This window comes from Pseudomonas sp. BAY1663, from assembly GCF_000582595.1.
Lineage (GTDB): Bacteria > Pseudomonadota > Gammaproteobacteria > Pseudomonadales > Pseudomonadaceae > Stutzerimonas > Stutzerimonas stutzeri_AF.
On record NZ_AZSV01000001.1, the window covers coordinates 110,427 to 124,209 of the forward strand.

The following is a 13,783-nucleotide window of genomic DNA, read 5'->3' on the forward strand; positions in this document are numbered from 1 at the left end:
AGATGCGCCACTTTACTGTATTAACGCTCGGCTAGACTAACCTTGAACCTTCGTCCTGTGGTGCCAGTCACTACCGGCAAACCCTTCCCAGCAAGCCAAGTGGAGCCATACATGGCGTTCTTCTCAGCGGCTAGCAAAGCCGACTTTCAGCAGCAATTGCAGACAGCACTGGCACAGTACATAGACCCCCAACTCCTGCCCCAGCTGGGCCTGTTCGCCGAGCAGTTCTTCGGCATCGTCGCCCTGAGCGAACTCACCGAGCGGCGCATGACCGACCTGGTCGGCTCGACCCTGGCCAGCTGGCGACTGCTCGAGCGCTTCGATCCGGCCATGCCCGAGGTGCAGGTCTTCAACCCCGATTACGAAAAGCACGGTTGGCAGTCGACCCATAGCGTGGTCGAGGTGCTGCATCCGGACATGCCGTTCCTGGTCGACTCGGTGCGCATCGAGCTGACCCGTCGTGGCTACAGCATCCACACATTGCAGACCAGCGTGCTGCAGGTGCGCCGCGATGCCGACGGAACGCTGCTCGAACTGCTGCCCAAGGACAGTCGGGCGCCGGACAGCCATGCCGAATCGCTGATTTTCGTCGAGATCGACCGCTGCGCCAGTGCCGCTGCATTGCGCGAGCTGGAGCAGTCGCTGCAGGGCGTGCTGGCCGATGTGCGCCAGGTGGTCGCCGATTTCGCCGCGATGAAGGGCAAGGCCGAGGAGCTGCAGGCGCGGCTGGAGCGGGTGAACCTGCGCATCGACGGCGATGAGCTGGAGGAAATCAGGGACTTCATGCGCTGGCTGGCCGCCGACCATTTCACTTTCCTCGGCTACGAGGAGTTCTCCGTCGTCGAGCAGCCGGACGGCGGGCGCATCGTCTATGACGAAGGGTCGCTGCTGGGGCTGTCGCGCAGCATGCGCACCGGCCTGTCGCGGGAGGAGCAGTCGCTCACCAGCCAGTCCGTCGGCTACCTGCGCGAGCCCCTGCTGCTGTCGTTCGCCAAGGCGGCAATGCCCAGCCGCGTGCATCGCCCGGCCTATCCGGACTTCGTTTCGGTACGCGAGTTCGATGAAGAGGGCCGGGTGGTTCGCGAATGCCGCTTCCTCGGTCTGTTCACCTCGTCGGTATACACCCAGAGCGTTCGGCGTATTCCGTTCATCCGGCGCAAGGTCGAGGCCGTGGTACAACGCGCCAACTTCGGCAGTTCGGCGCACCTGGCCAAGGAGTTGGTGCAGGTGCTCGAGGTACTGCCGCGCGACGAGCTGTTCCAGGCGCCGATCGACGAGCTGTTCGAGAACGCCATCGCCATCGTGCAGATCCAGGAGCGCAACCGGCTGCGCCTGTTCCTGCGCTTCGATCCCTACCGGCGCTTCTGCTACTGCCTGGTGTACGTACCGCGCGACAGCTATTCCACCGAGACCCGGCTGAAGATCCAGCAGGTATTGGTGGATCGGCTCGAAGCCAGCGGCTGCGAATTCTCCACCTATTTCTCCGAATCGGTGCTGACGCGGGTGCAGTTCATCCTGCGCCTGGATCCCAACAAGCCGATACAGGTCGACCCGGAGCGTCTCGAGCAGGAAGTCCTGCAGGCCTGCCGCAGTTGGCAGGACGACTATGCCTGCCTGATGGTCGAGCGCTTCGGCGAGGCGCAGGGGACCAACCTGCTCGGCGAATTTCCCAAGGGGTTCCCGGCTGGTTATCGCGAGCGCTTCTCGCCGCAGTCGGCCACGGTGGACATGCAGCACGTGCTCGCGTTGAACGAGGAGCGCCCGCTGGTGATGAGCTTCTACCAGCCGATCACCACCGCCGATGAAAACCGCCTGCACTGCAAGCTCTACCACATGGACACGCCGTTGCCGCTGTCCGACATCCTGCCGATCATGGAAAACCTCGGGCTGCGGGTGATCGGCGAGTTCCCCTTCCGGCTGCGCAACAAGAGCGGCCGCGAATACTGGATGCACGATTTCGCCTTCACCTATGCCGAAGGCCTGGAAATCGACCTGCTGGAAATCAACGAGCCGCTGCAGGATGCCTTCATCCACATCTACGGCGGGCTCGCCGAGAACGATGCCTTCAACCGGCTGGTGCTGACCGCCGGGCTGACCTGGCGCGAAGTGGCGCTGCTGCGGGCCTATGCCCGCTACCTCAAGCAGATCCGCATGGGCTTCGACCTGGGCTACATCGCCAGTGCCTTGCTCAACCACACCGACATCGCCCGCGAACTGGTGCGGTTGTTCAAGATGCGTTTCTACCTGGCGCGCAAGCTCGGCGACGACGATCTCGCCGACAAGCAGCAGCGTCTCGAACAGGCGATCCTCGGGGCACTGGACGAAGTGGCAGTGCTCAACGAGGACCGCATCCTCAGGCGCTACCTGGACCTGATCAAGGCGACGCTGCGCACCAACTTCTACCAGCCGGATGCGAGCGGCCGGGCCAAGGATTACTTCAGCTTCAAGCTCGATCCGCGAGCAATCCCGGAAATGCCGCGGCCGGCGCCGCTGTACGAGATCTTCGTCTACTCGCCGCGCGTGGAAGGGGTGCACCTGCGCGGCGGCAAGGTGGCGCGCGGCGGCCTGCGCTGGTCCGACCGCGAGGAGGATTACCGCACCGAGGTGCTCGGCCTGGTCAAGGCCCAGCAGGTGAAGAATGCGGTGATCGTGCCCGGTGGCGCCAAGGGCGGCTTCATCCCGCGGCGATTGCCGGGCAACGGGAGCCGCGACGACATCCAGGCCGAAGCCATCGCCTGTTACCGGATCTTCATCAGCGCGCTGCTGGACGTGACCGACAACCTCAAGGAAGGCCGTGTCGTGCCGCCGGCCAACGTGCTGTGCTACGACGATGACGATCCCTACCTGGTGGTCGCCGCGGACAAGGGCACCGCGAGCTTCTCGGACATCGCCAACGGCATCGCCGCCGAGTACGACTTCTGGCTCGGCGATGCCTTCGCCTCGGGCGGCTCGGCCGGCTACGACCACAAGAAGATGGGCATCACCGCGCGCGGCGCCTGGGTCTCGGTGCAGCGGCATTTCCGCGAACGCGGGATCGACGTGCAGACCGACAGCATCAGCGTGATCGGCATCGGCGACATGGCCGGCGACGTCTTCGGCAACGGCATGCTGATGTCCGAAACGCTGCAGTTGGTGGCGGCGTTCAACCATATGCATATCTTCATCGACCCGGACCCCGATCCGGCCCGCAGTTTCATCGAGCGCAAGCGCCTGTTCGAATTGCCGCGCTCGGCCTGGACCGATTATGACCGTTCGCTGATCTCCGTCGGCGGCGGCATCTTCCCGCGTGCGGCCAAGCGCGTGGAGATCACCCCCCAGATGAAGCAGCGCTTCGCCATCGACGCGGACCAGCTGACGCCTGCCGAGTTGATCAATGCCCTGCTCAAGGCGCCGGTGGACCTGCTCTGGAACGGTGGCATCGGCACCTATGTGAAGAGCAGCAGCGAAAGCCATGCCGAGGTGGGTGACAAGGCCAACGATGCGGTGCGGGTCAACGGCAACGAGCTGCGTGCCAAGGTGGTGGGCGAGGGTGGCAACCTCGGCATGACCCAGCTGGGCCGGGTCGAATACGCCCTGCATGGCGGCGCCAGCAACACCGACTTCATCGATAACGCCGGCGGGGTCGATTGTTCCGACCATGAAGTGAACATCAAGATCCTGCTCAACGAGGTGGTCAGCAGCGGCGACATGACTGGCAAGCAGCGCAACCAGCTGCTGTTCGAGATGACCGATGCTGTGGCCGAGCTGGTGCTGCACAACAACTACAAGCAGACCCAGGCGCTGTCGCAGGCGCAACATCGCGCGCGCGAGCGCGGCGGTGAATACATCCGCCTGATCGCGGCGCTGGAGGCCGCGGGCCAGCTGGACCGCAACCTGGAGTTCCTGCCGTCGGACGAGGCGCTGGCGGAACGGGCGAATCTGGGCCAGGGGCTGAGCCGGCCCGAGCTGTCGGTGCTGATTTCCTACAGCAAGATCGAGCTGAAGAAGGCGCTGCTGGAATCACGCGTACCGGACGATGCCTATCTGGCCCGGGAAATGGACAGCGCATTTCCGCAGCTGCTGGTCGAGCGTTTCCACGATGCCATGCTGCAGCATCGCCTCAAGCGCGAGATCGTCAGTACGCAGATCGCCAACGACCTGGTCAACAACATGGGGATCACCTTCGTCCAGCGGCTCAAGGAAGCCACCGGGATGAGTGCGGCCAACGTCGCCGGTGCCTATGTCATCGTGCGCGACATCTTCCATCTGCCGCACTGGTTCCGCCAGGTCGAAGCGCTGGACCACAAGGTGCCCGCCGAGCTGCAACTGACCCTGATGGACGAGCTGATGCGGCTGGGGCGTCGGGCGACCCGCTGGTTCCTGCGCAATCGGCGCAACGAGCTGGATGCGGCGCGCGATGTCGCCCATTTCGGCCCGCGGGTGGCTGCCCTCGGACTCAAGCTCGATGAGCTGCTGCAGGGCGCTACCCGCGAACGCTGGCAGGGGCGCTATCAGCGTTATACCGAGGCTGGCGTGCCGGAACTGCTGGCGCGGATGGTGGCCGGAACCAGCCACCTCTACACGCTGCTGCCGATCCTCGAGGCGGCGGACGAGACAGGCCAGGCGCCAGCGCAGGTCGCCGCGGCCTATTTCGCCGTCGGCGGGGCGCTGGAGCTGCCCTGGTACTTGCACCAGCTGACCAGCATGCCGGTGGCCAACAACTGGCAGGCCCTGGCACGCGAGGGCTTTCGCGACGATCTGGATTCGCAGCAGCGCAGCATCACCGTATCGGTGCTGCAAATGGCGGGTGGGCCCGAGCAGATCGGCGAGCGTGTCGATGCCTGGCTGGCACAGCGGCCCTATCCGCTCGAGCGTTGGCGCGAGATGCTGGCCGAGCTACGCGGTGCCAGCGGCAGCGACTATGCGATCTATGCCGTGGCCAGCCGCGAGCTGCAGGACCTGGCGCAATCGGTGGGGCAGGGGTGAGGTTGTCGTCCATCATGCTGCGCGGTTGAAACCCGCGCAGCCGGTCTCGAGCAGCGCAGCGCGGTGGGATGAAGCGGAGCGCCGACCGGCCCATGATTGCTCAAGACGCATCGCCCCGAGGGCGGGCCTCCCACAAGAGCGCCCAAGCTGCACCTATTCTGTGGGCGGTGCGCCCTCGCGGCGATTGCAGGCCGCAAGGCTTGCTGGCTTTACACGGTAAGCCTTCAGCTCGGTGCAGGTTGTCCGCGCTTGAAACGGGTGATCTGCGGTAGGTCGCGCAGGTAGCGGAGCATGTCCGGCGCGCCGGCGAGCTTGAGGCCTTCGCCGATGGCGTTGGCGGTGGGGTCGCGCTTTTCCAGCAGCAACAGCTCCGAGTTGCTGGCGTTGCGCAGCAGCGTCAGCCGCGCATACGGCACTTGCGTATCGAGCAGCAGCGCCATGAAGTCGCGGTCGTTCCAGGCCTGGGCGGGCATGGTGACGGCATGGTAGCCGGCATCGAGTGCCTGGAGGCCGGCGCGGTCGAGGCGGTAGTCGGTGATTTCGGCCGGCAGCATGACTTCAAGGCCACGCAGGCGGGCGTAGGCGATGGCGCAGGCGAAGGCTTCGATGTGATGCTCGCCGGTCCAGTAGAGGCGTTCGCCGAGCCAGCTGGCCTGGCGCAGTTCGATCGGTGTGCCCTTGTCGAAGCCGGGCAGGGCGGTGCCAAGGGCACGCAGGAAGTCCTTGTAGCTGATGACGCGCAGCTGCCGGCAGGCCGGTGTGGCGGCGAAGGCTTCGATGCTCGGGTAGCCGACGCCGTCGCTGGCGCAACCGCCGATCCCGTCGATCTGGCGCAGATCGATTTCGCAATGGGGATCGCTTTCCTTCCTGATCAGGCGGGTCAAGGCCGCGTGGGCGCGGGCCTTGTCCTCCTGTACCGGCCCGGAAAGCGCGCCGCGGGGCAGTTCCAGGAGGCGTTGCAGGCAGGGGCCGTCGTTCCAGAAGATGCTCGGTTCGGGCTCGGGGAGCCGCGCAAAGGGCAGTTGCAGCCGGCTGGCGCGCTCCAGTATCTGGTGCGAGGCCTTGGTCCTCACGCCGAAACGTTGCGCCAATCTGGCGAGATGAGATGTCAGTGAAGGCATTGGCTCGGGCAGGCTCATCATGGGTGAGCTCTCAGAATGAAGGGCTGTCGAGGTTGCACCGCGGCCGCGGATGAACGTTCGGCAGAGCCTTGGGCCGGAGTGTGGCAGACCGGAAGCATTTGCGCACGGGCTTTGCTGCAAATGGGTGTCGCCGGGAGAGAAAAAGGGGCGCGCTGGGCTCGCGTCGCCGTGCCGCGTCGATGTGGCAATATCGCCGAATGGATCACCTGAGGAGCCTCCATGCCAAACCTGGTGCTGGACATCGCATTGCCCGCCGAACGAATGAAGGCGGTGTATCAGGGCCGCGCCAATCGAATCCTGATTCGAAGCCGTGACGGAACGCGTGTCAGTTTGCCTGCGCATCACCTGCGCCCGTTTCTGACCAGCGAAGGCGTCTATGGTTCCTTCGAGCTGGAATTCGCCGAGCAAGGGCAGCTGCTGAGCTTGCGCCGGCTGCAATGAATGGCTCCAGGCATCGGCGAACCGCTGAAAATCGCGCCGGCCTGCTATACTCCGCGCCCACACTTTCCGAGACGTTAGGCTGCGTATGTATAACCTGGCCCGCCAGTTGTTGTTCAAGTTATCCCCGGAAACTTCCCACGAGCTTTCCCTCGAACTGATTGGCGCAGGCGGCCGTCTCGGGCTCAACGCGATGCTGGGCAAACCCCCGGCGAGCCTGCCGGTACGGGTGATGGGGCTGGATTTTCCCAACCCCGTGGGGCTCGCTGCCGGGCTGGACAAGAATGGCGAAGCGATTCGCGGGCTGTCGCAGCTGGGGTTCGGTTTCATCGAAGTGGGCACGGTCACGCCGCGCCCGCAACCGGGCAATCCCAAGCCGCGCCTGTTCCGGCTGCCCGAGGCCGAGGCGATCATCAATCGCATGGGCTTCAACAACCAGGGTGTCGATGCCTTGCTGGCGCGGGTGGAGGCGGCCCGCTTCGAGGGCGTGCTGGGCATCAACATCGGCAAGAATTTCGATACGCCGGTGGAACGTGCCGAGGACGATTACCTGTTGTGCCTGGAGAAGGTCTACCACCATGCCAGCTACGTCACCGTCAATGTCAGTTCGCCCAACACGCCCGGGCTGCGCAGCCTGCAGTTCGGCGACTCGCTCAAGCACCTGCTCGATGCGCTGCGGCTGCGCCGCGAAGACCTCGAGCTGACGCACGGCAAGCGCGTGCCGCTGGCGATCAAGATCGCTCCCGACATGACCGATGAAGAAACCGCGCTGGTGGGCGAGGCGGTATTCCAGGCGGGGATGGATGCGATCATCGCCACCAATACCACCCTCGGACGCGAAGGCGTGGCCGGGCTGGCCCATGCCGACGAAGCGGGTGGCCTGTCCGGTGCGCCAGTGCGGGACAAGAGTACGCATACCGTGAAAGTGCTGGCCCAGACCCTGGGTGGACGGCTGCCGATCATCGCCGTAGGCGGCATCACCGAAGGCCGCCACGCAGCCGAGAAGATCGAGGCGGGCGCGAGCCTGGTTCAATTGTATTCGGGGTTCATCTACAAGGGGCCGGCACTGATTCGCGAGGCGGTGGATGCCATTGCGGCGTTGCGCTCGCAGGCGGGGTGAAAGGGGTCCGATTGTCGGAATGGGGCTCCTGTCGGAGCCCCAGGGCTGCTAGCCCGCCGCCCGGATGGGGCGTGCCGTTTGAAGTCAGATAGATCGGTGAATCAGCCGACCGCGTGAAGTTCGTTGAGTCGATGCAGACCGGCGGTACCGGTCAGTCCATCCCAGTTGTCGCCGCGACCCTCCCGCCAGCCATTGATCCAGGCTTGGCGAACGGTGGGATGTGAAAAAGGACAGAGGTCGCGAGATTTGCCATGTATGCCATGTTGATAACCGCGCAGAAATGCTCGTTCCATCGGATCACGCTTGAGTCTTCTCATTGGGTATTGCCCTCAGTGGTTGACTGGTGTTCCTGGTGGCCTCATGGCGAGACCGGGCAGCTAGGCTGCCAGTGAAACCCGCTGCCGGCGTGGCGGGTTTCGCCAGGCACCATTGCGGTGCCGGCCTGAGGTGAGTTCTAACCCAATGCCCGAGAGGCTGGAATGATCGTTTTGTCATAAGTAGGTAACGAAACTATGGTTCTACCCATAAGCCGCGTTTACTGCGGTATCTGAACCTCATCCCAGGGCCGTCTCATTCGTCGCCTGATATTTTTACCGCGCCATCCTCGTTTTTTCCTGCTGGGCCTGTTCCGACGAAAGGGGCACAGCGGTTATTTCTGGAACTGCCATGACCGATCGCCATGAACTGATACTCACCTGTCCAAAGGGGCTGGAAAACCTGCTGCTCGAGGAAGCCACAGGCCTGGGGTTGGAGGAGGCCCGCGAGCAGACCTCCGCTATCCGAGGTGTCGGCGGGCTCGAAGTGGCCTACCGGCTATGCCTGTGGTCGCGTCTGGCCAACCGCGTGCTGCTGGTGCTCAGCCGTTTCCCCACGACCGACGCCGATACCCTGTATCAGGGCGTGCATGCAGTCGATTGGGCCGAGCATCTGCAACCCGGTGGCAGCCTGGCGGTGGAGTTCAGTGGCCGTGGCTCGGGCATCGACAACACGCATTTCGGCGCGCTGAAGGTCAAGGATGCCATTGTCGATCGGTTGCGCACCGCCTCCGGCGAGCGGCCGAGCGTCGACAAGCTGAATCCCGATCTGCACGTGCACCTGCGCCTGGACAAGGGCCAGGCGGTGCTGTCGCTGGACCTTTCCGGGCACAGCCTGCATCAGCGTGGCTACCGCCTGCAGCAGGGCGCGGCGCCGTTGAAGGAGAACCTGGCCGCCGCCATCCTGATCCGTGCCGGCTGGCCGCGCATCGCCGCCGCGGGTGGCGCGCTGACCGACCCCATGTGCGGTGTCGGCACCTTCCTGGTGGAAGGCGCGATGATGGCGGCGGACATCGCACCGAACCTCAAGCGCGAGCGCTGGGGCTTCAGCGCCTGGCTGGGCCATGTGCCGGCGCTATGGAACCGGTTGCACGCCGAAGCCCAGGCGCGGGCGCAGGCCGGCCTGGCCCGTCCACCGCTGTGGATACGTGGCTACGAAGCCGATCCGCGGCTGATCCAGCCTGGGCGCAACAATATCGAACGGGCCGGGCTGGCGAACTGGATCCGGATCTACCAGGGCGATGTGGCGACCTTCGAACCGCGCCCGGACCAGAACCAGAAGGGCCTGGTCGTCTGCAACCCACCCTATGGCGAACGCCTGGGCGACGAGGCGAGCCTGCTCTATCTCTATCAGAACCTCGGCGAGCGCCTGCGCCAGGCCTGCCTGGGCTGGGAGGCGGCGGTGTTCACCGCGGCACCGGACCTCGGCAAGCGCATGGGGATTCGCAGCCACAAGCAGTACGCGTTCTGGAACGGCGCCTTGCCCTGCAAGCTGCTGCTGATCAAGGTCGAGCTTGACCAGTTCGTCACCGGCCAGCGTGCGCCTGCGGGTGAGCGGGCGGAGCCGGCGCCGCTGGAGCAGGCGCGGCTCAGCGAGGGCGGGCAGATGTTCGCCAATCGTCTGCAGAAGAACCTGCGCCAGCTCGGCAAATGGGCGCGCCGCGAAGGCATCGAGTGCTACCGGCTCTACGATGCCGACATGCCGGAATATGCGCTGGCCGTCGATCTGTACCGCGACTGGGTGCACGTGCAGGAATATGCGCCGCCGCGCTCCATCGACCCGGAGAAGGCCCAGGCGCGCCTGCTCGATGCGCTGGCGGCGATCCCTCAGGCGCTGGGCATTCCCCGTGAGAGGGTGGTGGTCAAGCGCCGTGAGCGCCAGACGGGCACCCGCCAGTACGAGCGCCAGGCGACCCAGGGCGAATTCCTCGAAGTGAGCGAAGGCAGCGTCAAGCTGCTAGTCAACCTCACCGATTACCTGGATACCGGACTGTTCCTCGACCACCGCCCGCTGCGCCTGCGCATCCAGCGCGAGGCCGCCGGCAAGCGCTTTCTCAACCTGTTCTGCTATACCGCCACTGCCACGGTGCACGCCGCCAAGGGCGGCGCGCGCAGCACCACCAGCGTCGACCTGTCGAAGACTTACCTCGACTGGGCGCGGCGCAACCTGTCGCTCAATGGCTTCTCGGACCGCCAGCGGCTGGAGCAGGGCGACGTGATGGCCTGGCTGGCGGACGATCGCGGCGAATACGACCTGATCTTCATCGACCCGCCGACGTTCTCCAATTCCAAGCGCATGGAGGGCGTGTTCGATGTGCAACGTGACCACGTTGCCTTGCTTGACCTGGCCATGGCACGGCTGGCACCGGGCGGGACGCTGTATTTCTCCAACAACTTCCGCAAGTTCGTGCTGGATGCGGGGCTGAGCGAGCGCTATGCCGTGGAGGAGATCACCGCCGCCACGCTGGACGAGGACTTCCGCCGCAACAACCGGATTCATCGCGCCTGGAAGCTGCAGGCGCGCTAAAGCATCGCCGCGAGGTCGGGCCTCCCACAAAGGCAGCGGGGTGCCCACCGAATCCTGTGGAAGGCGCGCCCTCGCGGCGATTGCAGGCCGCAAGGCCTGCCATTGTTGCTCAGGCCCGTATCAGCGCTGCGCGGTACTCTCGTTACGCTGGCTGTACAGGCTGACCAGCACCTGATCGAGGATCGACGCGGCGCCCCAGGGGCGGGGATGGTTGAGGATGGCCACGACCGCCCAGGTATTGCCGTCGCCGTCACGGCTGTAGCCGGCGATCGCCCGCACGGTGTTCAGCGTGCCGGTCTTGACGTGCGCCTTGCCGGCCACCGGCGTGTTGCGCAGGCGTTTGCGCATGGTGCCATCCACCGCGGCCAGCGGCATCGACGAGATGAATTCGGCGGCGTAGGGGCTGCGCCAGGCGGCCTGCAACAGGCTGGCGAGCTCGCGCGCGCTGACCCGCTCGGCACGCGACAGGCCGGAGCCGTTCTCGATCACCAGGTGGGGTGAGATCAGGCCCTTCTTGGCTAGCCACTGGCGGATGACCCGCTGCGCGGCCTTGGCATCGTCGCCATCCGCTTCGTTGCGAAACTCCGCACCCAGGCTCAGGAACAGCTGCTTGGCCATGGTGTTGTTGCTGTACTTGTTGATGTCGCGAATGATCTCGGTCAGGTCCGGCGAATAGGCCCTGGCCAGTAGGCGGGCATTGCCGGGCACCTGCGCGACGCGGTCGCGGCCGAGGATGCTGCCGCCCAGCTCTTCCCAGATGGCGCGGACGGCGCCGGCGGCATAACGCTCGTGGTCCAGCAGCGACAGATAGGTCTGGGCACTGCAGCCTTCGGCGAGCTTGCCGGTGACCACTACGGTGACACCATCGCCGTCCGGCACCGGGTTGTAGAGCACATCCGGCCAGCCCGGGCATTTGGCGGCAGGCAGCGCCTGCACGCGATTGTCGACCCGCACGCTGGCGATCGGCGGCTCGACCGCGACGTTCACCCTGCCGCCGTCGTTGCGAACGATGAAGCGCAGCGCCTTGAGGTTGACCAGCAGCGAATCCGGGCCGACCAGGAAGGGCTTGTTCCGATCGCCGCCATCGTCGTCGAACACCGGCAGGTTGGGTTGGACGAAGTGGCTACGATCCAGCACCAGGTCGCCGGTGACCTTTCTCACCCCGTTGGCGCGCAGATCGCGCAGCAGCAGCCAGAGCTTTTCCATGTTCAGCTTCGGATCGCCGCCACCCTTGAAGTACAGGTTGCCGTTGAGCGTGCCATCCACCAGCGGACCATCGGTATGAAACTCGGTTTTCCACTGATGATTGGGCCCCAGCAGCTCCAGCGCCGCATAGGTGGTGACCAGCTTCATGGTCGATGCCGGATTGACCGAGACGTCGGCATTGACGAACGTCGGTGCGCCGTTGCCGTTGAGGGGCAGCATGACCACCGAGAGTGCGTCCCGGTCGATCTTGTTGGCTTTCAGGGCCTTTTCGACCCGCGCCGGCAAGGCCTGGTTGACGCCTGCGGCATGCAGGGGAAGCGCCATCGGCAAGGACAGGGCGGCGATGGCGATGCCACGGAGGATTCTGTTCATTTATGTGCGCCTCTGAACGGGCACGGAAAATTGCTGGCGCTACGGTATGACATGAGTTTCCCACTGCTCCAAGGGAACGATTGCGGGCCATTATGCCCGGGCCGTAGAGGCGCTGTGCCTCTATCCGATAAGCGTAGCCGGGCCGGCTGGGTTCCTGCAAAACGGCGATATGGATCGGCCCGACCTTCCGATGGCTGGTCCGGAACCGGTGGATCATCGCCTTGGCTGTGGGTTGCTGTTAGAGTGCGCGCCGTCATCATGTAGAAAAGGATCGATCCAATGGCTACCAACCGCTCGCGTCGCCTGCGCAAGAAACTCTGTGTCGACGAATTCCAGGAGCTGGGCTTCGAGGTCAATCTCACCTATCGCGAAGGGGCTGACGGCAAGGTCGTGGACGATTTTCTCGACGCGTTCATCAGCGAAGCGATGGAAGCCAACGAGCTGGGCTACATCGGGGGTGAGGACTACGGCTTCGTGTGCCTTGCCCGCCGAGGCTCGGTCAGCGAAGAGCAACGCGAAAAGGTGGATGCCTGGCTGAAAGGCCGTAACGAACTGGCCGAATACACCCTCAGCCCGCTGATGGATGTGTGGTATCCGGAAAACCCGATCAGGACCGGGAAATAGTCTGGTCCTCCGGCTGCTGAGCCGCCCGGGCGTTCTTGCGCGAACGCCTGGTCAGCAGCCGCCGCACGAGATGCATCAACGACGCGACCAGCAGCGCCAGGCCGACGCCAATGGCTGCGTTCAGCAGCCGTGTCTGCGGTAGATTCCAGTCTTGCGCCAGGGTCTCCGCCAGCAGCAGGAACAGCAGTGTCGTCTGCAGGACGAACAATCCGTAGTGGTTGGCCTGGAAGGCTCTGCCCAGCACCACCAGCGGCAGCAGGATCATCACCATCAACGGTGGATCGGCCAGACCGTGCCCCAGGTAGATCAGGATGGCAGCGGCGGCGAATATCCCGATGCCGGCCTGTAGCGCTCGCACCAGACTCTGCTCCAGGTCCATCTGCAGGGTGGTGAACACCGCCAGCGTCAGCCAGTATCCTCGTGGCAGTCCGGCCAGATTGACGATTACCCCGCCCAGGGCCGCGGCCAGCATGTAGGTCAGGGCGTGCGCACGCCACTGGCGTATCGGCGTCCGTCGGGCATGCCGGCGAAGCACTCGCAGAATGCTCATCAGCCGCGGCATGTACGGCCACATGCGCAGTCCATGCATGCCGCGCAGGCCGAAGGCCAGCAAGGTCACCCATAGCCCACCGAGGGCGAACAGTACGGCGATCGCGTAGGGGTTGTTGAAGTCGGCGATGCCGTACTGCCCCTGGCCGAGGCATAGGCAGATCGCCAAGCCGATGCCCAGCTTCCCGGCCTCGCTTCCGTAGCGCTGCAACCAGGCCAACAGCAGGCCGAAAAAGGCGAACAGGCCAAGGCTGATCAATGGATGGGTGGCCGACCAGAAACCCAGGCCTGCGCTGCAGGCGCCCAGTGCGATGAGCAACAACATACGCAGCATGCCGAAGCGATGCAGGGGGTTGGCCTTGGCCGCCTGAAAGGCTCCCACGGTGGCCCAGAGAAATCCTGGATGACCGCTGAACAAACCCAGCAGCAACGGCAGGGCGCAGCCGAAGCCGGCGACCAGTGCCGCGCCCCAGGCGGGACGCACGGGATGCCAATGAAAGCTCTGTCGCAGCAAACGCTTCATTCG

The 13,783-nt window shown here is 64.9% G+C and carries 9 protein-coding genes; 5 read left to right on the forward strand and 4 right to left on the reverse strand.

All coding sequences use genetic code 11. From position 1 onward, the window contains the following. Positions 1 to 111 precede the first annotated feature (111 nt). Positions 112 to 4,965 carry an NAD-glutamate dehydrogenase gene (locus BAY1663_RS00505; protein ID WP_037037001.1) on the forward strand — a complete coding sequence of 1,618 codons (4,854 nt, stop codon included), beginning with the start codon at positions 112 to 114 and terminating at the stop codon, positions 4,963 to 4,965. Between the two features lie 224 nt (positions 4,966 to 5,189). Here the strand turns inward: BAY1663_RS00505 and BAY1663_RS00510 are convergent, their stop codons facing one another. Further along, a complete protein-coding gene (locus BAY1663_RS00510) occupies positions 5,190 to 6,107 on the reverse strand; it encodes a DUF6685 family protein (RefSeq protein WP_037037004.1) in 918 nt (305 codons plus the stop codon). Between the two features lie 219 nt (positions 6,108 to 6,326). On the opposite strand from BAY1663_RS00510, the gene BAY1663_RS00515 reads away from it, so the two are divergent. Together BAY1663_RS00515 and BAY1663_RS00520 are read left to right on the forward strand one after the other, a co-directional pair. Beyond that, positions 6,327 to 6,548: a DUF2835 domain-containing protein gene (locus BAY1663_RS00515; protein ID WP_037037006.1), complete on the forward strand. Its 222-nt coding sequence runs from the start codon at positions 6,327 to 6,329 to the stop codon at positions 6,546 to 6,548. An 85-nt stretch (positions 6,549 to 6,633) separates the two neighbouring features. Beyond that, the gene (locus BAY1663_RS00520) at positions 6,634 to 7,665 is read left to right on the forward strand and encodes a quinone-dependent dihydroorotate dehydrogenase (protein WP_037037020.1); all 1,032 of its coding nucleotides are present in this window, start codon (positions 6,634 to 6,636) and stop codon (positions 7,663 to 7,665) included. 101 nt (positions 7,666 to 7,766) lie between these two features. Here BAY1663_RS00520 and rmf read toward each other — a convergent pair whose 3' ends face one another. Then, entirely contained in the window at positions 7,767 to 7,982 is a 216-nt protein-coding gene (gene rmf / locus BAY1663_RS23155) for a ribosome modulation factor (RefSeq protein ID WP_003295213.1), read from the reverse strand. Positions 7,983 to 8,331: 349 nt separating this feature from the next. Between rmf and rlmKL the strand changes: the two genes are divergently transcribed. Continuing rightward, positions 8,332 to 10,506 (forward strand): bifunctional 23S rRNA (guanine(2069)-N(7))-methyltransferase RlmK/23S rRNA (guanine(2445)-N(2))-methyltransferase RlmL, encoded by a 2,175-nt coding sequence (gene rlmKL / locus BAY1663_RS00525; RefSeq protein WP_037037022.1) that lies wholly within the window; start codon positions 8,332 to 8,334, stop codon positions 10,504 to 10,506. A 120-nt stretch (positions 10,507 to 10,626) separates the two neighbouring features. Here the strand turns inward: rlmKL and dacB are convergent, their stop codons facing one another. Further along, positions 10,627 to 12,084 carry a D-alanyl-D-alanine carboxypeptidase/D-alanyl-D-alanine-endopeptidase gene (gene dacB / locus BAY1663_RS00530; RefSeq protein WP_037037025.1) on the reverse strand — a complete coding sequence of 486 codons (1,458 nt, stop codon included), beginning with the start codon at positions 12,082 to 12,084 and terminating at the stop codon, positions 10,627 to 10,629. A 279-nt stretch (positions 12,085 to 12,363) separates the two neighbouring features. Between dacB and BAY1663_RS00535 the strand changes: the two genes are divergently transcribed. Beyond that, entirely contained in the window at positions 12,364 to 12,708 is a 345-nt protein-coding gene (locus BAY1663_RS00535; RefSeq protein ID WP_037037027.1) for a YggL family protein, read from the forward strand. Here the strand turns inward: BAY1663_RS00535 and BAY1663_RS00540 are convergent. After that, the gene (locus BAY1663_RS00540) at positions 12,692 to 13,780 is read right to left on the reverse strand and encodes an FUSC family protein (RefSeq protein ID WP_037037029.1); all 1,089 of its coding nucleotides are present in this window, start codon (positions 13,778 to 13,780) and stop codon (positions 12,692 to 12,694) included. The two genes, BAY1663_RS00535 and BAY1663_RS00540, sit on opposite strands and share 17 nt — an antisense overlap. Positions 13,781 to 13,783 lie beyond the last annotated feature (3 nt).

Bases quoted from the DNA above. Each gene is read 5' to 3' on its own strand.
- BAY1663_RS00505 (WP_037037001.1), top strand. From the start codon at position 112: ATGGCGTTCTTCTCAGCGGCTAGCAAAGCCGACTTTCAGCAGCAATTG.
- BAY1663_RS00510 (WP_037037004.1), bottom strand. From the start codon at position 6,107: ATGATGAGCCTGCCCGAGCCAATGCCTTCACTGACATCTCATCTCGCC.
- BAY1663_RS00515 (WP_037037006.1), top strand. From the start codon at position 6,327: ATGCCAAACCTGGTGCTGGACATCGCATTGCCCGCCGAACGAATGAAG.
- BAY1663_RS00520 (WP_037037020.1), top strand. From the start codon at position 6,634: ATGTATAACCTGGCCCGCCAGTTGTTGTTCAAGTTATCCCCGGAAACT.
- rmf (WP_003295213.1), bottom strand. From the start codon at position 7,982: ATGAGAAGACTCAAGCGTGATCCGATGGAACGAGCATTTCTGCGCGGT.
- rlmKL (WP_037037022.1), top strand. From the start codon at position 8,332: ATGACCGATCGCCATGAACTGATACTCACCTGTCCAAAGGGGCTGGAA.
- dacB (WP_037037025.1), bottom strand. From the start codon at position 12,084: ATGAACAGAATCCTCCGTGGCATCGCCATCGCCGCCCTGTCCTTGCCG.
- BAY1663_RS00535 (WP_037037027.1), top strand. From the start codon at position 12,364: ATGGCTACCAACCGCTCGCGTCGCCTGCGCAAGAAACTCTGTGTCGAC.
- BAY1663_RS00540 (WP_037037029.1), bottom strand. From the start codon at position 13,780: ATGAAGCGTTTGCTGCGACAGAGCTTTCATTGGCATCCCGTGCGTCCC.